Here is a 20,571-nt window from a genome sequence, read left to right on the forward strand (position 1 = left end):
CGACCGTTCGACATCGCACCCGGATCGCCTCAGGCGGCGACACGCATATGCCGCCCTTCGCCGATCTCCTCGATGATCTTTTCGCAGAAGGCGTCGAGGTCTCCCGGATTGCGGGACGTGATGATGCCCTGATCGGCGACGACTTTGGCGTCGTGCCACACGCCGCCGGCGTTCGCGACGTCGGTCTTGATCGAGTGATACGACGTCACGTTCCGGCCCGCGATGATCCCCGCCTCGACGAGCATCCAGGGCCCGTGGCAGATCGCGGCGATCGAAATCCCGGCATTATAGGCGTCGCGTACGAACCGGACGGCGGCCGGAACGGTCCGCAGGACGTCCGGATTGATCTGCCCGCCGGGCAGGACGAGCGCGTCATAGTCGCTGGCGCGGGCGTCGGAGAGCGCGAGGTCGACGTCGACGCTCTCGCCCCAATCGGTCTTGTCCCAGCTGCGGATCGATCCCGCCTCAGGGGCGATCACGACCACCTCCGCCCCCGCTTCGCTCAGCTGCCGTTTCGGCTCGAAGAGCTCCGACTTTTCGAAGCCGTCGGTCGCGAGGATGGCGATCTTGGCGTTCTTGATATCGGTCATGGCCAACTCCTTGCCTGACGCGCCCCATGCGGCCGCGGTCGCTCGGGGCGCCTGTGGGTCGAAGCGAGCATCACGGCAATTCGTTCCGTTCGGCGGTGGCCGTTGGGGCGAGGGCGTCACCATGTCGCTGACGCGGGCGGGCCGGGTCACGGAGGCTGAAATCGCGGTTTCGCGGGCGATTTGTCCGACGCGGCGGCTGGCGGCTCGCGGCCCGCGCCGCGTCGCGATCTGCGGGCCGCGGAATTGACCTTTGCGCCGCACGGCGCGCTCATGGAGGATGAGGCGGCGGGACACGGCGATGCGGCCGCGAGAGGAGGGACGATGAAGGTTCTGGTCACCGGCGCGGCGGGTTTCATCGGCTTTCACACCGCGCGGCGCCTTCTCGAGCGTGGCGACAGCGTCGTTGGCTACGACAATGTGAACGACTATTATGACGTGTCGCTGAAGGAGGCCCGTCTTGCCCTTCTCGCAGAGGCGGCCCAACGCCTCGGCGCCGACTTCCGCTTCGTGCGGGCCGACGTCGCCGATGCGCCGGCGGTAAGCGCCACCTTCGCCGAGCATGGGTTCGACCGGGTGATCCACCTCGCGGCGCAGGCGGGCGTCCGGCACAGCCTCGTCAATCCGGGCGCCTACACGCAGTCCAATCTCGTCGGCTTCACCAACATTTTGGAAGCCTGCCGCCACAATGCCGTCGGTCACCTCACCTACGCGTCGACGTCCTCGGTCTATGGGGCGAACACGACGCTGCCGTTCAGCGAGCATCAAGGCGTCGATCACCCGCTCCAATTCTATGCCGCGACCAAACGGGCGAACGAGTTGATGGCGCACAGCTACAGCCACCTTTTCCGCCTGCCGACGACGGGGCTGCGCTTCTTCACGGTCTATGGCCCGTGGGGGCGGCCCGACATGGCGCTGTTTCTCTTCACGCGGAAGATCCTCGCGGGCGAGCCGATCCCGGTGTTCAATCACGGCAACCACTCCCGCGACTTCACCTTCGTGGACGATATCGTCGAGGGTGTCATCCGGGCGAGCGATACGCCGGCGGCGCCCGCGGATGGCTTCGACCCGGCCGCTCCCGATCCCGCGACGTCGAACGCGCCGTTCCGCCTGTTCAATATCGGCAACAGCGATCCGGTCACGCTGTCGGCCTATATCGACGCGCTCGAGGCTTCGCTCGGCCGCAAGGCGACGCGCGAACTCCTTCCCATGCAGCCCGGCGACGTTCCGGACACCTTCTCCGACACCTCCGCCTTGGAGGCGGCCGTCGGCTACCGCCCGGAGACCTCGGTCGCGACGGGCGTTGCCGCGTTCGTCGCCTGGTACCTCGATTATTATGGCGAGACGGCGGCCGGACCGTCGGGCCCGCGCGGGTAGGCCGGAACGGGCGATGCGTCTGGGGGAGCAAGGTTCACCGAGTGGCCGGCAAGAGCCGTTCTTGGCGATGCGGCGTCGCCGTGAGGGTGATGTATTCGCGCTCGGCCGGTTTGCCGGACGGGCGGCGGGCAAAGTCGCTGCGGACGAGGCTGTTGACGAGATTGCGGCCTGCGCGATCGCGGCTTCGTAACGCGCGGCGCACGAGGGCCGCGGCGTGGTTCCCTCAGGCTGCGAGGCGCGGAGCCGGCAATGTGGCCGGATGACGGTTCGCTGCCACCTAAAGGGTCGATCGGGGCGCGCGAAGCGCCGTCTCGGCTTTGGGCGAAAAGATCTCGGCATCGGCGGTCTTCATATGGCGCGCCATCTCGGATCGGTGGGCGTTCGTCGGCCGGCTTCGGACCGTTCGATTGCGGCGTAGGGAGGCGGCGGCGTCGCGGCCATTCTCGGGCGCTCAATTGGAGGCCGTGGCGCCGCCGCCAGGCCGCGTGACGGGCGGCGGGCGGGCGAGGCGGCCGACTATTCTATCCGACATGATGGGCTCTATCCGACATGATGGGCATGGCGCCCGATGCCATGTCGATGCGCTGTCGAGGCGCGCATGGGAGGACGAGGCGGTGGCGTGACCGCGGTGCCGTGGACCGTCGCCGGGACGCCGCAAAGATAGACGTTCGGCGGAAACACGCCCTGAACCACACTGTTGGGCGCCACCACGGTTCCCGCGCCGAGGCGAGTACCCGGCCCGATGCGGGTGTTGCGGCCGACAAGCACATTGTCGCCGATCACCACGGCGGTGGATCCGCGGGGAGCGCCGGTTCCGACCGTGCGGATGCGGGCGGCATCGTCGCTCACGATGACGCCGTCGGCGAGGGCGACGTTGCTGCCGATGCTGACGAGGCGGCGTGCGACGAGCGCGCACCCAGCATCGAGCAGCGTGTCGTCCCCGACGATGATCGTTCCGGACCGGCCCGTTTCCAGCCGGACGCCGGGGCCGATGATACAGTCCGAACCGATGGTGATGTCGAGGCAGAGGCCGACGTGTCGCATGTTGCCGAACACGAGTGCTCCGGGGCCGACATGGCGCCAGAAGAGAGGGCACGTCGCGCGGAGGAGGTCCGCGCGAAAACGGGGGAGAGCCGGGCCTTTCGCCACGCCGTCCCGGCGGATTTTTCGGCCGGGAGAAGCGGGTTTGGCGACGGAATGGTCGTTGTGGCGAGACATCAGCGTCCCCAAGCCTTGGCGCGCCGAATGCGGCGCCGGGCCCCACGGGCCCCTCGGTGTCAACGATTGGTTGTCCTAAGCTGCGCAGCCACAGGCGGTGTTGTCAACATAAAAAGCAATGATAGGTTGTGATCGTGCTTTGATCATCGTATGCTTGCGTCGCGTCTCGGAGCGCATCTAGAATGGAGGACCAAAGGGAAGGCGCAATCAATGCGCCCGATTTCGGGAGCCGAAGCGTTGAGGAGCAGCGTCGATACCTTCGATGCGATCATCGCGGCGCATCGCGACCGTGACGGACCGCTCTTGCCGATCCTGCACGACATCCAGGCGACGTTCGGTGCGGTCGACGAGGCGGCCAAGCGCCATGTCGCCGAGGCGTTGAACCTCACCCGTGCCGAGGTCCACGGGGTCGTGAGCTTCTATCACGATTTCCGCGACACGCCGGCCGAGCGACCGGTCGTCAAGCTATGCCGCGCCGAGGCGTGCCAGGCGCGCGGTGCGGAAGCGCTCGCGGCGAAGGCGGAGGCACTCGCGGCCGGACGTGCGGTGGTCGAGCCGGTCTATTGTCTCGGCCTCTGCGCGATCGGACCGGCGGCGATGGTGGGGACGACGCCCTACGCACGGCTCGACGAAACGGCCTTTGCGCGCCTCGTCGAGGAGCTCTGAGATGCGTATCGCGATACCCGATGACGCGGCCGCTATCGCCTGCGGCGCCGACGCCGTGGCCACCGCTTTCGCCGGCCATGCGCCGGAAGCGGAGATCGTGCGCACGTCGAGCTACGGGATGCTTTGGCTCGAGCCGCTCGTGGACATCGACGGCATCGGCTATGGTCCGGTGACGCCGGCCGACATTCCGGCCATCCTCGCCGGCGACCGCCGCCTTTCGATCGGGCCGATCGCCGACCATCCGTTCCTCGCGCGGCAGGAGCGGCTGACATTCGCGCGGGCGGGCCTCACCATGCCGCTAAGCCTCGAGGATTATGTCGCCACGGGCGGCTGGGCCGGCCTCTCCCGTGCCCGCGCCATCGGCCCCGCGGCGATTGTCGACGACGTGACGAAGAGCGGACTGCGCGGCCGCGGCGGCGCGGGCTTTCCCGCCGGCATCAAGTGGAAGACGGTGGCCGAGGCCGCGAGCGAGCGCAAATTCATCGTCTGCAATGCCGACGAGGGCGACAGCGGCACGTTCGCCGACCGTATGCTGATGGAGGGCGATCCCTACGCCCTTCTCGAAGGCATGGCGATCGCCGGGCTCGCGGTGGGCGCAATGCACGGCTTCATCTATGTGCGCTCGGAATATCCGCAGGCGATCGCCAAGCTCACCCGCGCGATCGAGGCCGCCGCGGACATCATCGCCCCGTTCCGAGTGGAGGTGCGCGTCGGCGCCGGGGCCTATGTGTGCGGCGAGGAGACCTCGCTCCTCAATTCGATCGAGGGCCGGCGCGGCGAGGTGCGCGCGAAGCCGCCCCTTCCGGCGGTCGAGGGGCTGTTCGGCAAGCCGACGGTGGTCAACAACGTCCTGACGCTCGCCGCGGTCCCGCATATCCTCGCCGATGGCGGCGCGCGCTATGCCATGTTCGGCCACGGCCGCTCGCGCGGGACGATGCCGATCCAGCTCGCCGGCAATATCCGCCATGGCGGCCTGTTCGAGGCGCCGTTCGGCATCACGCTCGGCGAGCTCGTCCACGAGATCGGCGGCGGCACGGCGACAGGGCGGCCGGTGAAGGCGGTGCAGGTCGGCGGGCCGCTCGGCGCATATCATCCGCCCTCGATGTTCCATCTCCCGTTCGACTATGAAGCCTTCACCGAGGCCGACGGGCTGATCGGCCATGGCGGCATCGTCGTCTTCGACGACACGGCCGACATGCTGGCCCAGGCCCGCTTCTCCATGCATTTCGCGAGCGTCGAGAGCTGCGGCAAGTGTACCCCCTGCCGCATCGGCGCGATCCGCGGCCGTGAGACGCTGGACCGTATCCGCGCCGGCGGCCGGCCGGTCGATCCCGTCGAGCGGCTGCCGCAGATCCACAATGCGCGCCCCACCGCGCGCAATCTCGCCGAGGAGGTCGCCCTCCTGACCGACCTTTGCGAGACGATGAAATTCGGCTCGCTCTGCGCGCTCGGCGGCTTCACGCCCTATCCGGTGCTGAGCGCGCTCACCCATTGGCCGGAGGATTTCGGGCTCGATCCCGAACGGCGGGTGGCGGCCGAATAGATGCGTGATCGGGGCCCGCGGGCGATGATAAACCCCCGTGAGCCCTTATATGATGTGGTAGGAGCCCCTCGGCCCCGCCGTGACGGCTCCCCAGAGAGTGCGGCCCGCGAGGCCGGCGGCGATTCGGACAGCGACCCGGCGAGCCGCGACACATGACGAGGAGGGGCGGTCGGACGGCCGAAGCGCCCGACATGCCGCGCCTCGACGGAGGGAGAGGCAGCATGGTTTATGGCCCGCAGCACGATCTCGGAACGCCGCCGGGCGCCGGCCCGCACATCGCCCTCACCATCGACGGCGCGACCGTCCGCGTGCCGGCCGGCACCAGCGTGATGCGCGCCGCCGCCCTTCTCGGCAACGATATCCCGAAGCTCTGCGCCACGGACAATATGAAGGCGTTCGGCTCCTGCCGCCTTTGCCTCGTCGAGATCGAGGGGACGCGCGGGACGCCGGCCGCATGCACCACTCCGGTGCGCGAGGGCATGGTGGTCAAGACCCAGTCCGACCGGCTCGCGCGGCTGCGGCGCGGGGTGATGGAGCTCTATATCTCCGACCACCCGCTCGATTGCCTCACCTGCAGCGCCAACAATGACTGCGAGTTGCAGGACCAGGCGGCCGCGGTCGGCCTGCGCGATGTCCGCTTCGGCTATGACGGCGAGAATCATCTCGCGATGCCGCCCGACGGCTCGAACCCCTATTTCGACTTCGATCCGGCGAAGTGCATCGTCTGCTCGCGTTGCGTGCGCGCGTGCGACGAGGTGCAGGGTACCTTCGCCCTCACGATCGACGGGCGAGGGTTCGCCTCTATCGTATCCGCCGGGACGCCGGTCGACGACTTCCTCTCCTCCGAATGCGTCTCATGCGGGGCGTGCGTCCAAGCCTGCCCCACGGCGACGCTCACCGAAAAGTCCGTCAGCGAAATCGGCCTGCCGCAACGAGCGGTGGTGACGACGTGCGCCTATTGCGGCGTCGGCTGCACGTTCCGCGCCGAAATGCGGGGCGAGCAGCTCGTGCGGATGGTACCGTGGAAGGAGGGTAAGGCCAATCACGGCCATAGCTGCGTGAAGGGGCGCTTCGCCTACGGCTACGCCAAGCACGCCGACCGGATCACGACGCCGATGATCCGCGGCTCGATCGACGAGCCGTGGCGGCCGGTCTCCTGGGTCGAGGCGCTGTCTTACGCCGCCTCCGAAATCCGCCGTGTGCAGGCGACCTACGGGATGCGCGCCGTGGGCGGCATCTCCTCCTCCCGCTGCACCAACGAGGAGACTTATCTCGTCCAGAAGCTCGTGCGCGCCGGGATGGGCAACAACAACATCGACACGTGCGCCCGCGTCTGCCATTCGCCGACCGGCTACGGGTTGAAGGCGACCTTCGGCACGAGCGCCGGCACGCAGGATTTCGACAGCGTCGCCGCCGCCGACATCATCATGGTGATCGGCGCGAATCCGACCGACGGGCATCCGGTCTTCGCAAGCCGCATCAAGCAGCGTCTGCGGCAGGGGGCGAAGCTGATCGTCGTTGACCCGAGGCGGATCGATCTGGTGCGGACCCCGCACATCGAGGCGGCCTTTCATCTGCCCTTGCAGCCCGGCACCAACGTCGCGCTTCTGAGCGCGATGGCGCACACGATCGTCACCGAAGGCCTCGTCGACGAGGCGTTCGTCCGTGAGCGGTGCGATTGGGACGAGTATCGCGAGTGGGCGGCCTTTGTCGCCCGGCCGGAGCATTCGCCGGAATTTCTGGAGGCGGTGACGCGCGTGCCGGCGGCCGATGTGCGCGGCGCGGCGCGGCTCTACGCGACCGGCGGCAACGGCGCGATCTATTATGGTCTCGGGGTGACGGAGCATTCGCAAGGCTCCTCGACGGTGATGGCGATCGCGAACCTTGCGATGGCGACCGGCAATCTCGGCCGGCCCGGCGTCGGCGTGAATCCGTTGCGCGGGCAGAACAACGTCCAAGGCTCGTGCGATATGGGATCGTTCCCGCACGAATTGCCCGGCTACCGGCACATTTCCGACCCCGAGACGCGTGCCGCCTTCGCCGCCGATTGGGGCGTCGCCCTCGACCCGGAGCCGGGGCTTCGCATTCCCAACATGATCGACGCGGCGGTCGATGGGGCCTTCAAGGCGATCTACATTCAGGGCGAGGACATCCTCCAGTCCGATCCCAACACGCGCCATGTCGCGGAGGGGCTCGAGGCGATGGAGTGTGTCATCGTCCACGATCTTTTCTTGAACGAGACGGCGAATTTCGCGCACGTTTTTCTGCCGGGTTCCACCTTCCTCGAAAAGAACGGCACGTTCACCAATGCCGAGCGCCGCATCCAGCCGGTGCGCAAGGTGATGGAGCCGCCGGCGGGGCTCGAAGATTGGGAGGTGACGCAAAAGCTCGCCCAGACGCTGGGGCTCGATTGGAACTACACCCACCCCTCCGAAATCATGGACGAGATCGCCCGCCTCACCCCGACCTTTCGCGGCGTGAGCTTTGCCAAGCTCGATGCGGCCGGTTCCCTGCAATGGCCGGTGAACGAGGCCGCCCCGGAGGGCACGCCGGTGATGCATGTCGGGGCGTTCACGCGGGGCAAGGGCAAGTTCGTCGTCACGGACTATGTGCCGACCGATGAGAAAACCGGGCCGCGCTACCCGTTGCTCCTCACGACCGGGCGGATTCTCAGCCAATATAATGTCGGCGCGCAGACGCGGCGGACGGCGAACACGATCTGGCACCAGGGCGACGTGCTCGAGATCCATCCGAGCGATGCGGACAATCGCGGGGTGAAGTCCGGCGATTGGGTGCGCCTTGCGAGCCGTTCGGGGGAGACGACGCTGCGCGCCCTCGTCACCGATCGCGTCGCGCCGGGGATCGTTTACACGACCTTCCATCATCCGCAGACGCAGGCGAACGTGGTCACCACCGAGTTTTCGGACTGGGCGACGAACTGCCCCGAATATAAAGTGACGGCGGTTGAGGTGACGGCGTCCAACGGGCCGACCGATTGGCAGTCGGCCTATCGGGAATTCAGCGACCGCGCCCGCCGCGTCGAGGACGTGGAGCCTGCCGAGTGATCACGGCCGAGAAGACGGTGCACATGGCGAACCAGATCGCGCGAAGCATCGCCGCCGGCTCTGAGGACGAGGCGGCCCGCGCCACGGCGGACCATATTGCGAAATTCTGGGATCCTCGGATGCGCCAAATCATTCTCGATCATGTGGCCGAAGGGGGCGAGGACATGCTTCCCGCGGCCCGCCGCGCGGTGGAGATCCTGCGCGATCAGGGACCGCCCCGGCCCGCATGATGGCGAAGGATCATCGCGAGGATACGTTCGAGGAGATCTTCTCCGACGGCCGCGCCCCGGCCGCGCGCACCCGTGGCGTGCCGCTCGAAACCCCCGTCGCTCTGGAGTTCAACGGCATCAGCTATGCGGTGATGATGGCGAGCCCGTCGGCGCTCGAGGATTTCGTCACCGGCTTCGCGATCGCCGAGCGCCTACTGCCGCCGAAGGGCACGTTCGACGATATCGCGATCCACGAGAACGAATTCGGGATCATCGCCCGCGCGAACCTGCCGGCGGAGGCGGCCGCGCCGGTCTTCGAGCGGGCGCGCCGGCGTGTCGCCGAATCGAGTTGCGGCCTTTGCGGGATCGAGAATCTCGAGATCGTGAACCGCGCTTTGCCGCCGATCCCGTCTCCGTTGTCGCTCAGCCGCAGCGTGATCTTCGCGGCGCGCGCGGCGCTCTCCGACCACCAGACGCTCGGCCGGGCGACCGGCGCCGTCCACGCCGCCGCGCTCTGCCGGCCGGACGGAACGATCGCGCTCGTTCGCGAGGATGTCGGCCGCCACAATGCGTTCGACAAGGCGATCGGCGCGCGGGCTCGGTGCGGTCTCGAAGGGCCGCTCTTCGCGCTGTTGTCGGCGCGATGTAGCTACGAACTGGTGGAGAAGGCCGTGACGGCCGAGATCGGCGCATTGGTCACGATCTCGGCGCCGACGACGCTCGCCCTCGATAGGGCGAAAGCGGCGAAGTTGCCGCTTTATGTCCTCGCCCGAGCCGATTCGGTGCTGCGCGTCGTCTAGCGTGCCGGCAGAGCGGCGATGGCGGCCGGCCTGCCGGTGGCCGCTCTAGCGCTCCGCCGTCGCGCGGTGCGTCTCGATCCCATCGGGCGAGAGGACGCGGGCGATGAGCGTACCGTCCTCGGCCTCGAAGGCCTCGACGGTCATCGTGCCGCCGGCGATGAGGGGCGACAGGCCGCGATAGGCGAAGCGGCGCGGCGGGCGGCCGAGCCGCTCGGCGACGAGGTTCAACATCATCGTCGCCTGCAACGGCCCATGGACGACGAGGCCGCGATAGCCCTCCACCTCGCTCGCATAGGCCGCGTCGTAGTGAATCCGGTGGCCGTTGAAGGTGAGGGCGGAGTACCGGAAAAGCAGCGTCGGCGTCGTCTCGATCGACAGGCGTGACGCGCCGTCCGGGGCGGGCGCGGCCGGCGTGGGGGCGCGCGGCGGCGGGGCGCTCGGATCGGGATCGTCGCGATAGACGATGTCCTGGCGCTCGGTCAGGACCAATGCGCCGCCGGCTTCGTAGCGGTGGGCGAGCGTCACGAAGGCGAGGCGGCCGCTGCGGCCGGATTTGAACGAAATATCGTCGATCGTCGACGTCTTGATAACGGTATCGCCGAGCGCGAGCCGGCCGCCCTCGAAGATGAGTTCGCCGCCCGCCCACATCCGCCGCTGATAGCCGAGATCGGGCAGCACGATGCCGAGGCGCGGATGCCCGTCACGGCCGAGATTGGCGGCCGGCAGCGCATCGGGCGCGAGACACCAGAGGAGCCCCAGCGGCACCTCGACCCCGCCGGCGAGGTGGGGGGCGAGTGTCGCGACGAATTGGTCGACCAGGCGGTGGGTGACGATGTCCTCCCGCCGCGAGGTCCGGCCGATCCACAGAGCGGTCTTGTCCTCCATCGGGCGACTCAGGCGTTCAGGAGGTGGCCGATATCCTGCGCGGAGCGGACATCGATGCTGTCGACCGAGCTCCAGATGGCCTCCGCGGCCGCCTTGCCGAGCAGCGTTTCGGCCTTGGTGCGAAGGCCGTTTTCGAGAATGTCGACCGGGAGGCGATCGGCGAGATCGTGGGCGATCGCGATCGTCTCGCCGCCGCCGAGAACGATCTGCCCGGTGGTCGCGGTGTCGGAGATGCTCGGATCGCCGGTGACGAACACGTGGTGGGCGATCGCCGTGACCGCCGGATCGACGCAGACCGCTTCGGTATAGGCGTCGTCCGCGGCGGTGGAGATGTCGTTCACCACCATGCCGGCGAGGACGCAGTAGCTGAATTTTGCTTCGAGGCCGGTGCGCGGGGCTTTGATGTCGCACACATCGAGCCAGCGGGGATTGACGTTGATGTCGATCCGCTCGATCGCCGCCGGGTCGATCGGGCGTGCACGCCGGGCGGTCTGCAAGGCCTCGATCATCGCGTGCGTGCCATGGCAGCAGGCGTGCAGCTTGTACTTCACATCCTCGAAGATGAAGCGCTCGGGCGGCATCGCCTCCCAGGCGGACAGGTCCGGCGCCTCGTCGGAGTGGGTGGCGAAGAAGCCCTGCGGCCCGCCGAACCCGTCATCGGCCGAGACGAGGCCGCGTCGTGCGAGAAGCGCCGCCTCGACGCCGTTGGAGGCGGCGATGCCGGCATTGAACGGCTTGCCCATGGTGCCGAACTGCGACTTGAGGCCGGAGGCGCGCGTCGCAACGAGGCTCAGCGCGTTGCGCATCTCCTCCTTCGAGAGGCCGAGCAGGCGGCCGGCCGCGACGGTCGCGCCGAATGCACCGGAGGTCGCGGTCTGGTGGAAGCCGCGCAGATAGTGTTTGCGGCCGAGCACCATGCCGACCCGGCACGCCGTTTCCGCGCCGAGGAGAAACGCGTCGACGATATCGCTCGCCGGCGCGCCGACGGCCTCGCCCACCGCCAGCGCGGCGGGGTAGATCCCGACCGAGGGATGGCCGACATGGGCGAAATGCGTGTCGTCATAGTCGAGCGCGTGGGAAATCGTACCGTTCGCGAGCGCGGCGGCACGCGGCGGAACGCGCACGCTGCCCCCGAACACCGCGGCGATCGGCTTGCCGGCTTCCTCCGTCACCATGTCGCGCACGATGCGGCTCGCCGGCTCGTCCGTCCCGGTGCGACCGGCGACGATCCAATCGAACAGGGAGAACCGGGCCATCTGGCGCGCTGAATCGGAAATCGCGCCGGCGGGGAGGGCGGCGAGTGACACGATGTTGTGCATCGTCGTGTCGGTGTTCATGGACAAACTCCTCGTGCGGGCGCAGCGCGCGCGATACGCGCCGAACCTCGATCCACGTTATCGAGCTTCGCCGGCGGCTTGTGAAGATGCATGGATCCGCGCGCCGACGCGCCGTGCCGTTTGCCTCGCCCGCCCGCGTCGATTACCGATTAGGAAAAGTGCGACCAGAGTCGCCGGTGCCGAAGCGCCGCTATTCGAGCGGACCGGACGATAGGAGGATTGATGCCCAAAGTCGCCATCTTGCCGATCTTCGAGTTGCGGCCCGGCTGCCGTCCCGACTTCGTGGCGCGGGTGAAGCGCCAGCGCGACGACACGTTGCGCGAGGAACCCGGCTGCCTCCGCTTCGACGTTCTGGAACCCGATATCGCGAGCGACCGCGTGGTTCTTTACGAAGTGTACGAGACCCAGGACGACCTCGATCGGCACCGCGAGACCGCTCATTACGCCTCATTCCGCGAAGACACCGACCCCTTGGTTCAGTCGGTGGACCGCAGCGTCTTCACCGTCCTCGATTGAGGCGCGGACCGGCGGCGCCATCAAGGCGTCGCGCCCTTCCCAGCGCGGTCGGCGTCATCCGGCCCATCCGAAAGAAACTTCGATGTCCGATCTCATCAATTATCTCACCAAGATCCGTTTCGGCGTTGGCGCCATCAGCGAACTGAAAGAGGAGCTTGCCGCGTTCGGCATCGAGCGTCCGTTGATCGTCACCGATGGCGGCCTCGTGGCGATCGGGTTGATCGCCGAAGTGTTCGAGAAGGCGGGGCTTGCCGCCGACACGCCGGTCTTCTCCGAGACCCCGGAGAACCCGACCGAGGAGGCGACGGAGCTCGCGCTCGAGCTTTTGAAGGGCGTCAACGCGGACGGGATCGTCGCGATCGGCGGCGGGTCGAGCATCGACCTTGCGAAGGGCGTCGCCCTGCTCGCGACCCATCCGGGCCCGCTCGAGACCTATGCCGCGATCCGCGGCGGTGTCGCCAAGGTGACGCCCGCCGTCCTGCCGCTGATCGCCGTGCCGACGACCGCGGGCACCGGCTCGGAGGTCGGCCGCGCGACGCTGATCACGCTGCGCAACCAGCGCAAGCTCGGCTTCCTGTCGCCCTATCTCATCCCGCGCGTCGCCCTTTGCGATCCGGCGCTGACGCTGAAACTTCCGCCGCGCCTCACCGCCGCGACCGGCGTCGACGCGCTGTCCCATTGCGTCGAGACGTATCTGAGCCCGAAATTCAACCCGCCGGCCGAGGGGATCGCGCTCGACGGGCTCGCGCGGGCTTGGGAGAATATCCGCGCCGCGGTGGCCGACGGGTCGAACATCGACGCGCGCACCGAGATGATGGCCGCCGCGGTCGAGGGCGCGCTCGCCTTCCAGAAGGGCCTCGGCGCGATCCACTCCACCTCCCACGCGCTCGGCGGACTGAAGCAATACCGCCTCCATCACGGCACGCTGAACGCCGTGATGATGCCGCCCGTCCTGCGCTTCAACGCGCCGGTCTGCGAGGCGAAATACGCCAAGATGCGCAAGGTGATGGATCTCGCGCCGGAGACCGATCTCGCCGACACCTTCACCCAGTTGAACCGCGATCTCGGGCTGCCGACGAGCCTGTCGGAGCTCGGCGTCTCGCCGGACGTGATCGACCAGGTGGCGCAGTGGTCGGAGGAAGATCACTCGACGCCGACCAATCCGCGCCCCGCCAAGAAGGCGGATTTCGTCGCGATCCTCGAAGACGCGATGGGTTGATGCGGGCGGTGGGGCCGGCCGTGCCGGCCCCGCGTCACCCGGCCGGGATCAGTCGATCAGGCCGTATTGTCGGGAAAGGTTGCGCAGGAAGGGCAAGCCCTCCTCCATCACCTGCTCCGCGCTGTCGGCGACCGGCCGCCACACCGAGAGGGCGGCGCCGATCTGCGGCGGCAGATTGATGAAGCTCTCCATCGCGAGGCCGCCTTTGAAGCCGACGGCGGCGAGCGCGGCGAACACCTCGTTCCAGCCGATCGTGCCCGCGCCGGGAACGCCGCGATCGGACTCGGACAGGTGGATATATTTGAGGTGCGGCGCGCAGGCGATGATGCCGTTGCCGAGCCCCTTTTCCTCGATGTTCATGTGGTAGGTGTCGAGGTGGGCAAAGAGATTGTCCGCACCCACCGTCTCGATCATCCGCGCGAGGTCGACGCCGCGATTGAGGATGTGATTTTCGTACCGGTTCACCGCCTCGATCCCGAGTTCGATCCCGCGTGAGCGGGCGTGCGCGGCGGCGGCCTCCAAGCAGCGGGCGACATTGTCCCATTCGGCGCGGGTGGGCGGGGCGCCGGTGCGCTCGCCGATCCCGCCATAGGTGACGCCGGCGAGGGCGGCGCAGCCCATGTCGGCCGTCACGTCGATCGCGTTTGTCAGGAAGGCGATGCCGGCCTCCGGGTCACGGCTCGGCCACGCGCCTTCCGGCAGGCCGAGCGAGCAGATCGCGGTGAGGCCGGCGCGCTCGAGGAGGGCGCGGGTGTGCGGCGCGTCGGCGGCGTCCGGGTCGAGGAGGGGGATCTCGATGAAGTCGAGGCCGAAGCGGGTCGCCTCCGCGACGCTCTTCTCGGCCGCCTCACGGGTCCATTCGTGAGACCAGAGGCTCGTGTGGACGCCGAAACCCGTGACTGTCATGGCCGTTTCTCTCGTTCGTGTCGGTGTCAGGTCGTCTCGACGATATGGTGGGGGACGATGCCGGAGGCGTCGATATAGGGATCGACCTCCTGTCCCGCGAAGATGCCGTGATCGGTGATGAGGATCGTGCCGAAACCGGCGGCGCGCCCGCCGAGAATGTCGGTGTGGAGCGTGTCGCCGACCATCGCCATGCGGTGCGGCGGCGGGGCGTCCGGGCCGAGCCGCTCGATCACCGCGTCGAAGGCGTTGCCGAACGGCTTGCCGAAGAATTCCGCCGCGACCCCGGTGGCGTCCATCAGATCGTGCGCCCAATAACCGGGCTCGATCGACAAGCCGTCCTCGCGCGGGGCGACGAGATCCGGGTTGGCGACGAGGACCGGGCGCGGCTGGCGCTTCAGCGCGGCGACGAGGTGGGCGTGAAGCGCCCCGTCCCATGCGCCGCCGGACAGGAGGATGAAGGCGTCGGCCTCGTCATATTTCGCGTCGTCCTCGCCGAGGGCGAAGGCGTTGGCGGGAAGCCCGACCATCGAAGCGGGGCCGTGGGCGGTCACACCCCAGCGGGTGGCGGCAGGAAAGCGCGCCATCGCCGCCATCGTCACATCGCGGCTCGACACGATCTCGTCGGCCGTGAAGTCGAAGCCGAGGCGGTGATATTTGTCGAGCGTTCCAGCCGGCGGGTTGGTCGCGGCATTGGTGAGCACGATGACGCGGCGGCCGGCCGCCCGCATCTCGCCGATGCGCTTCACCGCGTCCGGGATCGCCGCTTCGCCCACATTGAGAACGCCGAATCCGTCGAGGACGAAGACGTCATAGGCGTCGAAGAGGGTGGACAGATCACGCGAGCGGGTGGTGGCGGGCGTTCCCTCGGGCAAGGTCGGCAGACGGTCGCGCACGGACTCGTAGCGGCGGAAGACCCATTCCGCGTCGACGACGGGGCTGAGCGCGATGGCGTTGGTCATAGTGAGGAATAGCCCCCTTCGATCATGATGAGCGCCCCGTTGACGAGGTCGGATGCGGGCGAGGCGAGGTAGAGCGCGCAATCGGCGATCTCGACCGGCTCGCCGAACCGGCGCAGCGGCGTCGCCTCGATCATCGGCCGGCTCTTGTCCTCTTCGCCCCAGACCTCTTTGCCCATCGGCGTGAGGACGACGGTGGGGCAGATCGCGTTCACCTGGATATTGTGCCGCGCCCATTCGGCCATCAGCGATTTGGTCAGCGCGTTGAGCGCGCCCTTCGAGGAGGCGTAGGCGGCGTGGTCGTCGAGCGCGATGACGCCGGTCTGGGAGGAGATGTTGACGATCTTGCCGGACCGCTGGGCGATCATCGCCGGGGCGAGCGCGCGCGACAGGAGAAACGGCGCGCGTACGTTGACGGCCATCGACAAATCCCAGTCCTCGGCGGTCAGCTCAAGGGCGGGGGCGATGCGGGCGACGCCGGCATTGTTGACGAGAATGTCGATCGTGCCCCACGCGGCTTGCGCTTCGGCGGCGATCCGGCCCGGCGTCTCCGCGTCGGCGAGATCGCCGATGAGGGTGAGGCATTCGCGGCCATGGCCGCGCACGGCGGCGGCGGTCGCGGCAAGGTCGGCCTCGTCGCGGCCGACGGCCACGATGTCGGCGCCGGCATCGGCGAAGACCGCCGCGATCTCCGCGCCGATACCCTTCGAGGCGCCTGTGATCAGCGCCTTGCGGCCTTCGAGGCTGAAGCGGAGTGTCCAGTCCGCCATCGGTCTATTCGAGGTTGGTGTGCCGGGCGCGCATATGCTCCGGCGAAACGCCGAGGCGGTCGCGCAGCATGAGCACCAGCACCTCGAAGGCGAGATATTGCGCGCCCTCATAGAGCGAGCCCATCGGCAGGGTGGACGTCGCCGCGCCGTCAGTGTCGTCGGCCATCGTCTGAGCGGGCAAAGTGAGGAGGACGTCGGCCGCTTGCGGCACCGCGCCGTCCGGCTGCGCCGTGATGCACGCGGTCGCCGCGCCGGCCGACTGCGCGACCCCCAGGAGGGCGGCCACGGTGGAGAAGGCGCCCGGCCCGGCGCTGACGATGAGGAGATCCCCGGCCCGCAAAGGCGGCACGGACATGTCGCCCACCACATGGGCGTCGAGCCCCAGATGATAGAGGCGCATCGCGAGAGCGCGCATCATGAGGCCTTCCCGACCGACGCCGTGAAGGGCGATCGTGCGGGCATGGGCGATCGCTTCGACGAGCGCCTCGAAATCGCTCCGCTTGGTCGCGAGGAGGACGCCCTTGAGCTCCTCCACCGCGCGCACGGAAAGGTCGACGGGATCCATCATGGCCCCCTCTTACGCGACGTAAGCGGGCGCGGCGAGGGCTTCGCTGATCGCGGCTTCGAAAAGTCCGCATTCTTCGATGAGGTCGAGGATCGTGTAACGCGAGCGGATGAAGCGCGCGGCGTGGACCGTCGTGCGCAGATGCTCGGGGTTGATGCCGATCTCCCGCGGCGTCGTCGGCGCGCCGGCCTCCCGCAAGAGGCGTTCCATTTCGGCCGTCCGCTTGAGGTGCGAGGCGAGCCGCTCCTTCAGCGTCGGCCACGTCTCTTTCAGCGTGTGGAGCCGGGCGCGGTGCGTCTCGGGATCGGCGTGCTTGGCCTCGGTCTCCACGATGGCGCGCTCGGCCAGCGTGCCGTCCATCAGCGAGGCGATCTCGGCCCGCTTCGTGTCGATCGACGCGGCGGCGGCGACCACGTCGTCGATCGGCAGGGCGGTGAGGTCCTTGTCGAGCAGCCAGTCGAACAGGCGGAGCGCGGCGAGCGTGCCGATCGACACGCACGCGCCGTGTGAGACCCGTTCGCCGTCGAGCGTCAGCCCCTCCATCTCCCACATGTGCGCGATCTGGTGATCGGCGCCCGAGGCGGGGCGGGAGGTTCCGTGAAACTCCATCGCGAGGCCGGACAATGTGAGGCCGACAAAAAGGTCGGCGAGCGCCTTCGGCTCGCCCGCCTTCACCGCGCCCGGAGCGGAAAGCCAGCCGGCGAGATTGTCCTGCACCAGGGGCCAGGCGACGTCGTCGATGGGCTCGATGCCGAGCGCGTCGGCGATCAGCCAGTCGCCGCCCGCCGGCACCTTGCCGGCGAGATCGCCATAGCCCCAGCCGGACATTTCGGCCGGCGCGCGGGCGATCACGTCGAGATCGGCGAGGATGGCGTGCGGGGCGCGGCAGGGGATGGTCTTCTTGAAGCCCTGGTCGGAGAGCGGCGCGCCGGCGGAGGAGTAGCCGTCCATCGACGCGGCGGTGGCGATGCACAGATAGGCCCGGTCGCGCGAATGGGCGGCATATTTGGTGACGTCGTTGAGGACGCCGGAGCCGACGGAGATCGGCGTGCGATCGCCGAGCGCGTCAGCGATCGACCGGCCGAGCTCGACGGTGGGCTTGGGCCGTGGGCGCGCCGGCAGAATGTGGGTCGCGACATCGACGCCGGCGGCCTCGAGCCGTTCGACGACCGCTTTGCCGGCCGCGGCGAAGGTGTTCTCGTCGGCGACGACCATCGCCGGACCGTCGCCGAAATGACGGCGCAGGACGGCCGGCGCGTCGGCGAGGATCGCATTGCCGACGGCGATCTCGGCGATCGCATCGGAGCGCTCGACCGCGGGGCCGAGAATGTCGTTCACATTGGCCATGGCGCCGCGCCTCAGGAGAGCGAGAGGTTGGTGCCGTCGGCACCGAAAAGGTGGATGCGTTCGGCCGGAAATTTCAGGCCGACGACATCGCCGTGCTTGGTCGGATCGTCGCCCCCGGTCTTCACGACGATGCGTTCGCCCTCAGGCGCGATCGCATAGAGATAGCTTTCGCCGCCGAGGGCTTCCTTCACCTCGATCGTCGCATCGAAGGCACCGGAGCCGGGTTGCGTCAATTCGATATGCTCCGGCCGGATGCCGAGGCTCACCACGTCGGCGGGGGCCGAGGGGAGCGGGTTCTCGACGGCGTTCCCATTATAGCGGACGGCGCCGCCCTCGCTGCGGACCTTGAGGAAGTTCATCGCGGGCGCGCCGATGAAGTCGGCGACGAACTGGGTGCGCGGGCGGTGATAGAGCTCCATCGGCGGGCCGACCTGCTCGACACGGCCCTTGTTGAGGACGACGATGGTGTCGGCCATCGTCATCGCCTCCACCTGGTCGTGGGTCACGTAGATCATCGTCGCCCCGAGCTTGGAGTGCAGCGCTTCGAGCTCGACACGCATCTGGATGCGCAGCTTGGCGTCGAGGTTCGAGAGCGGCTCGTCGAACAGGAAGACCTTCGGCTCCTTGACGATCGCGCGGCCGATCGCGACGCGCTGACGCTGACCGCCGGACAGATGGGCGGGCTTGCGGTTCAAATAGTCCTGAAGCTGGAGGATGCGGGCGGCTTCGTCGACGCGGGCGCGCCGGGTCTTCCGGTCCACCCCGTTGATCTTCATGCCGAATTCCATGTTCTCCCGCACCGTCATGTGCGGGTAGAGCGCATAGGATTGGAACACCATCGCGACGCCGCGATCGGACGGGGCGACGTGGGTGACGTCCTCGGAGCCGATGCTGATGGTGCCGGCGGAGATCCCTTCGAGGCCGGCGATCGAGCGCAGAAGCGTCGACTTTCCGCAGCCGGACGGGCCGACGAAGACGACGAAATCCCCGTCTTTGATGTCGAGCGAGATGTCGAACAGGGCCTGCGCATCGCCATAGTGTTTGTCGACATGCGACAGGCGGACATCCGACATTCTCAACCCTCCCCAGAACCGACGGCGCAAAAAATGCGTTTGACGCGCCGTCATTTTCTTACAATTGTATTGCGACCGTTACAAACGAGTCAATCAGGACGAATGCGAGCAAGGCGGCCGGACGCCGTAAAGCGAGCCGCCACACAGGGAGAGACGCTATGAAGTTGAGGACCACAGTGAGCGCGCTCGCGCTCACCGCAGCGATGGCGTTCGGCTCGAACGCGGCACAGGCTTGGTCGCTCGAAGAGGCGGCGAAGCCCTACGAAGGCACCACCATCGACGTCGTGTTCCTGCTCCGCCCCGGCTACGAAGCCGCCGAGGAGATGCTCAAGGACTTCACCGAGCGGACCGGCATCAACGTCAACCTCATCAAGCATCCGTACGAGAACGCGCTCGGCGAGCAGGTGCGCGACTTCATTTCCGGCGGCGATCTCGACGTCGCGCTGGTCGATCTCGTCTGGATCGGCAATTTCGCCGAGAATGGCTGGATGGTGCCGATCGAGGAGTTCACCTCGAACCCGGATCTCGCCGACCCGGACCTCGATCTCGAGGATTTCTTCCCCGTCACGCTCGACGCGTTCGGCACCTGGGACGGCACCGTCTACGGCCTGCCCTTCGATAACTATTCGGGCCTGATGTACTACAACAAGTGCATGCTCGAGGACGCCGGTTTCGACGGCCCGCCCGAGACCTGGGAAGCGCTCAAGGACGAATACGGCCCGGCGCTCACCAAGGATGGCAAGTACGCCTACGCCCTCCAGTCGAAGCGCAACGAGACCCAGTCGGCGGACAGCTTCGCCCGGATGCTCTGGCCCTTCGGCGGCTCCTTCCTCGACGCTGAATTCCGCTCCAACCTCAACTCCGAGGAAAGCCAGACCGGGCTGAAGTTCCGCCAGGATCTGATGCAGTACATGCCGCAGGGCATCGTCGCCTACGATCACGCCGAGACGGTGAACGCCCTCGCGCAGGGTGACGTCGCGATCATCACCGAATGGTCGGGCTTCGCGTCCTCGCTGAAGGATCCCAACACCTCCGCCGTCGCCGACTGCATCGAGGTGGCGGCCGAGCCGAGCGGGCCCGCCGGCCGCAAGCCGGCCCTCGGCGGCTTCTCCCTCGCCGTCGCCTCGCAGGCCGATGACGACGAAAAGGCCGCGGCCTGGCTGATGATCCAGTATCTGACCTCGAAGGCCAATGCCGAGAAATATCTCGATCTCGGCGGCGTCTCGGCCCGTCAGTCGGTCTATGAGGACGAGTCGGTCCGCGACAAGTTCTTCTTCGCCGACGCCCTCGTCGAGAGCTGGCAGGAAGGCGTGCCGGAGTTCCGTCCGCGGTTCGCCGAATGGCCGGAGATCACCGAGATCGTGCAGGAGTGGGGCACGAAGATGATGCTCGGCGAAGTCACCACGGAAGAGGGCGCCGAGGAGATCGGCACCCGCATGGAAGCCGTGCTCGACGATGCCGGCTACTATGACGGCGAAAAGCCGCTCGCGCAGTAACCTCTCCTGACGCCAGGCGCCCAAGCGGCGCCTGGC

Annotated in this window: 19 protein-coding genes; 9 read left to right on the forward strand and 10 right to left on the reverse strand. The window is 68.0% G+C overall.

What is annotated here, in order from left to right; translation table 11 throughout:
- Positions 1-29: 29 nt before the first annotated feature.
- A complete protein-coding gene (locus tag L1787_RS03145; RefSeq protein ID WP_235707026.1) occupies positions 30-590 on the reverse strand; it encodes a type 1 glutamine amidotransferase domain-containing protein in 561 nt (186 codons plus the stop codon).
- Positions 591-911: 321 nt separating this feature from the next.
- Here L1787_RS03145 and L1787_RS03150 point away from each other — a divergent pair, with 321 nt between their 5' ends.
- Positions 912-1,964 (forward strand): NAD-dependent epimerase, encoded by a 1,053-nt coding sequence (locus tag L1787_RS03150; protein WP_235707027.1) that lies wholly within the window; start codon positions 912-914, stop codon positions 1,962-1,964.
- 540 nt (positions 1,965-2,504) lie between these two features.
- Here the strand turns inward: L1787_RS03150 and L1787_RS03155 are convergent.
- A complete protein-coding gene (locus L1787_RS03155) occupies positions 2,505-3,020 on the reverse strand; it encodes an acyltransferase (protein WP_235707028.1) in 516 nt (171 codons plus the stop codon).
- A gap of 372 nt (positions 3,021-3,392) precedes the next feature.
- Between L1787_RS03155 and L1787_RS03160 the strand changes: the two genes are divergently transcribed.
- The 5 genes from L1787_RS03160 to L1787_RS03180 all read left to right on the forward strand — a co-directional run bounded on the left by L1787_RS03160 (position 3,393) and on the right by L1787_RS03180 (position 9,465).
- Positions 3,393-3,848 carry an NAD(P)H-dependent oxidoreductase subunit E gene (locus L1787_RS03160; RefSeq protein WP_235707030.1) on the forward strand — a complete coding sequence of 152 codons (456 nt, stop codon included), beginning with the start codon at positions 3,393-3,395 and terminating at the stop codon, positions 3,846-3,848.
- Position 3,849: 1 nt separating this feature from the next.
- Entirely contained in the window at positions 3,850-5,391 is a 1,542-nt protein-coding gene (locus L1787_RS03165) for an NADH-ubiquinone oxidoreductase-F iron-sulfur binding region domain-containing protein (protein ID WP_235707031.1), read from the forward strand.
- Positions 5,392-5,612: 221 nt separating this feature from the next.
- A complete protein-coding gene (fdhF, locus tag L1787_RS03170) occupies positions 5,613-8,456 on the forward strand; it encodes a formate dehydrogenase subunit alpha (protein WP_235707032.1) in 2,844 nt (947 codons plus the stop codon).
- On the forward strand, positions 8,453-8,686 hold the full coding sequence (locus L1787_RS03175; RefSeq protein WP_235707033.1) for a formate dehydrogenase subunit delta: 234 nt from the start codon (positions 8,453-8,455) through the stop codon (positions 8,684-8,686). Before fdhF ends, L1787_RS03175 begins: the two co-directional genes overlap by 4 nt.
- Complete coding sequence (locus L1787_RS03180) at positions 8,686-9,465, forward strand: formate dehydrogenase accessory sulfurtransferase FdhD (RefSeq protein WP_235707038.1); 780 nt, start codon at positions 8,686-8,688, stop codon at positions 9,463-9,465. The genes L1787_RS03175 and L1787_RS03180 overlap by 1 nt, the downstream gene beginning before the upstream one ends.
- Positions 9,466-9,510: 45 nt before the next feature.
- Here L1787_RS03180 and L1787_RS03185 read toward each other — a convergent pair whose 3' ends face one another.
- Together L1787_RS03185 and L1787_RS03190 are read right to left on the reverse strand one after the other, a co-directional pair.
- Positions 9,511-10,350 carry an HTD2 family dehydratase gene (locus L1787_RS03185; protein ID WP_235707039.1) on the reverse strand — a complete coding sequence of 280 codons (840 nt, stop codon included), beginning with the start codon at positions 10,348-10,350 and terminating at the stop codon, positions 9,511-9,513.
- An 8-nt stretch (positions 10,351-10,358) separates the two neighbouring features.
- The gene (locus L1787_RS03190) at positions 10,359-11,687 is read right to left on the reverse strand and encodes an MmgE/PrpD family protein (RefSeq protein WP_235707040.1); all 1,329 of its coding nucleotides are present in this window, start codon (positions 11,685-11,687) and stop codon (positions 10,359-10,361) included.
- 222 nt (positions 11,688-11,909) lie between these two features.
- Here L1787_RS03190 and L1787_RS03195 point away from each other — a divergent pair, with 222 nt between their 5' ends.
- Positions 11,910-12,203 carry a putative quinol monooxygenase gene (locus tag L1787_RS03195; RefSeq protein WP_235707041.1) on the forward strand — a complete coding sequence of 98 codons (294 nt, stop codon included), beginning with the start codon at positions 11,910-11,912 and terminating at the stop codon, positions 12,201-12,203.
- A gap of 82 nt (positions 12,204-12,285) precedes the next feature.
- Complete coding sequence (gene gbd / locus L1787_RS03200; protein WP_235707042.1) at positions 12,286-13,422, forward strand: 4-hydroxybutyrate dehydrogenase; 1,137 nt, start codon at positions 12,286-12,288, stop codon at positions 13,420-13,422.
- A gap of 48 nt (positions 13,423-13,470) precedes the next feature.
- Here the strand turns inward: gbd and L1787_RS03205 are convergent, their stop codons facing one another.
- The 6 genes from L1787_RS03205 to L1787_RS03230 are packed head-to-tail and all read right to left on the reverse strand — an operon-like array spanning position 13,471 to position 19,039.
- Positions 13,471-14,328 (reverse strand): sugar phosphate isomerase/epimerase family protein, encoded by an 858-nt coding sequence (locus L1787_RS03205; protein ID WP_235707043.1) that lies wholly within the window; start codon positions 14,326-14,328, stop codon positions 13,471-13,473.
- Positions 14,329-14,354: 26 nt separating this feature from the next.
- Positions 14,355-15,287 (reverse strand): HAD-IIA family hydrolase, encoded by a 933-nt coding sequence (locus tag L1787_RS03210; RefSeq protein WP_235707045.1) that lies wholly within the window; start codon positions 15,285-15,287, stop codon positions 14,355-14,357.
- Positions 15,284-16,054, reverse strand: coding sequence for an SDR family NAD(P)-dependent oxidoreductase (locus tag L1787_RS03215; RefSeq protein ID WP_235707046.1), 771 nt, complete (start codon positions 16,052-16,054; stop codon positions 15,284-15,286). Before L1787_RS03215 ends, L1787_RS03210 begins: the two co-directional genes overlap by 4 nt.
- 4 nt (positions 16,055-16,058) lie before the next feature.
- Positions 16,059-16,622, reverse strand: a complete 564-nt coding sequence (locus tag L1787_RS03220) for an SIS domain-containing protein (RefSeq protein ID WP_235707047.1) — start codon at positions 16,620-16,622, stop codon at positions 16,059-16,061.
- A gap of 9 nt (positions 16,623-16,631) precedes the next feature.
- A complete protein-coding gene (locus tag L1787_RS03225; protein ID WP_235707049.1) occupies positions 16,632-17,966 on the reverse strand; it encodes a sn-glycerol-1-phosphate dehydrogenase in 1,335 nt (444 codons plus the stop codon).
- 11 nt (positions 17,967-17,977) lie between these two features.
- The gene (locus L1787_RS03230) at positions 17,978-19,039 is read right to left on the reverse strand and encodes an ABC transporter ATP-binding protein (protein WP_235707051.1); all 1,062 of its coding nucleotides are present in this window, start codon (positions 19,037-19,039) and stop codon (positions 17,978-17,980) included.
- A 158-nt stretch (positions 19,040-19,197) separates the two neighbouring features.
- On the opposite strand from L1787_RS03230, the gene L1787_RS03235 reads away from it, so the two are divergent.
- Positions 19,198-20,535, forward strand: a complete 1,338-nt coding sequence (locus L1787_RS03235) for an ABC transporter substrate-binding protein (RefSeq protein WP_235707053.1) — start codon at positions 19,198-19,200, stop codon at positions 20,533-20,535.
- Positions 20,536-20,571: the final 36 nt, after the last annotated feature.

It is taken from the genome of Acuticoccus kalidii (assembly GCF_021556395.1).
Taxonomy (GTDB): Bacteria; Pseudomonadota; Alphaproteobacteria; order Rhizobiales; family Amorphaceae; genus Acuticoccus; species Acuticoccus kalidii.

Excerpts from the sequence above, each read along its gene's own strand:
- L1787_RS03185 (WP_235707039.1), bottom strand. The coding sequence starts at position 10,350 with ATGGAGGACAAGACCGCTCTGTGGATCGGCCGGACCTCGCGGCGGGAG.
- L1787_RS03235 (WP_235707053.1), top strand. The coding sequence starts at position 19,198 with ATGAAGTTGAGGACCACAGTGAGCGCGCTCGCGCTCACCGCAGCGATG.
- L1787_RS03145 (WP_235707026.1), bottom strand. The coding sequence starts at position 590 with ATGACCGATATCAAGAACGCCAAGATCGCCATCCTCGCGACCGACGGC.
- L1787_RS03210 (WP_235707045.1), bottom strand. The coding sequence starts at position 15,287 with ATGACCAACGCCATCGCGCTCAGCCCCGTCGTCGACGCGGAATGGGTC.
- L1787_RS03165 (WP_235707031.1), top strand. The coding sequence starts at position 3,850 with ATGCGTATCGCGATACCCGATGACGCGGCCGCTATCGCCTGCGGCGCC.
- L1787_RS03150 (WP_235707027.1), top strand. The coding sequence starts at position 912 with ATGAAGGTTCTGGTCACCGGCGCGGCGGGTTTCATCGGCTTTCACACC.
- L1787_RS03205 (WP_235707043.1), bottom strand. The coding sequence starts at position 14,328 with ATGACAGTCACGGGTTTCGGCGTCCACACGAGCCTCTGGTCTCACGAA.
- L1787_RS03230 (WP_235707051.1), bottom strand. The coding sequence starts at position 19,039 with ATGTCGGATGTCCGCCTGTCGCATGTCGACAAACACTATGGCGATGCG.
- gbd (WP_235707042.1), top strand. The coding sequence starts at position 12,286 with ATGTCCGATCTCATCAATTATCTCACCAAGATCCGTTTCGGCGTTGGC.
- L1787_RS03220 (WP_235707047.1), bottom strand. The coding sequence starts at position 16,622 with ATGATGGATCCCGTCGACCTTTCCGTGCGCGCGGTGGAGGAGCTCAAG.
- fdhF (WP_235707032.1), top strand. The coding sequence starts at position 5,613 with ATGGTTTATGGCCCGCAGCACGATCTCGGAACGCCGCCGGGCGCCGGC.
- L1787_RS03180 (WP_235707038.1), top strand. The coding sequence starts at position 8,686 with ATGGCGAAGGATCATCGCGAGGATACGTTCGAGGAGATCTTCTCCGAC.
- L1787_RS03225 (WP_235707049.1), bottom strand. The coding sequence starts at position 17,966 with ATGGCCAATGTGAACGACATTCTCGGCCCCGCGGTCGAGCGCTCCGAT.
- L1787_RS03160 (WP_235707030.1), top strand. The coding sequence starts at position 3,393 with ATGCGCCCGATTTCGGGAGCCGAAGCGTTGAGGAGCAGCGTCGATACC.
- L1787_RS03190 (WP_235707040.1), bottom strand. The coding sequence starts at position 11,687 with ATGAACACCGACACGACGATGCACAACATCGTGTCACTCGCCGCCCTC.
- L1787_RS03195 (WP_235707041.1), top strand. The coding sequence starts at position 11,910 with ATGCCCAAAGTCGCCATCTTGCCGATCTTCGAGTTGCGGCCCGGCTGC.
- L1787_RS03215 (WP_235707046.1), bottom strand. The coding sequence starts at position 16,054 with ATGGCGGACTGGACACTCCGCTTCAGCCTCGAAGGCCGCAAGGCGCTG.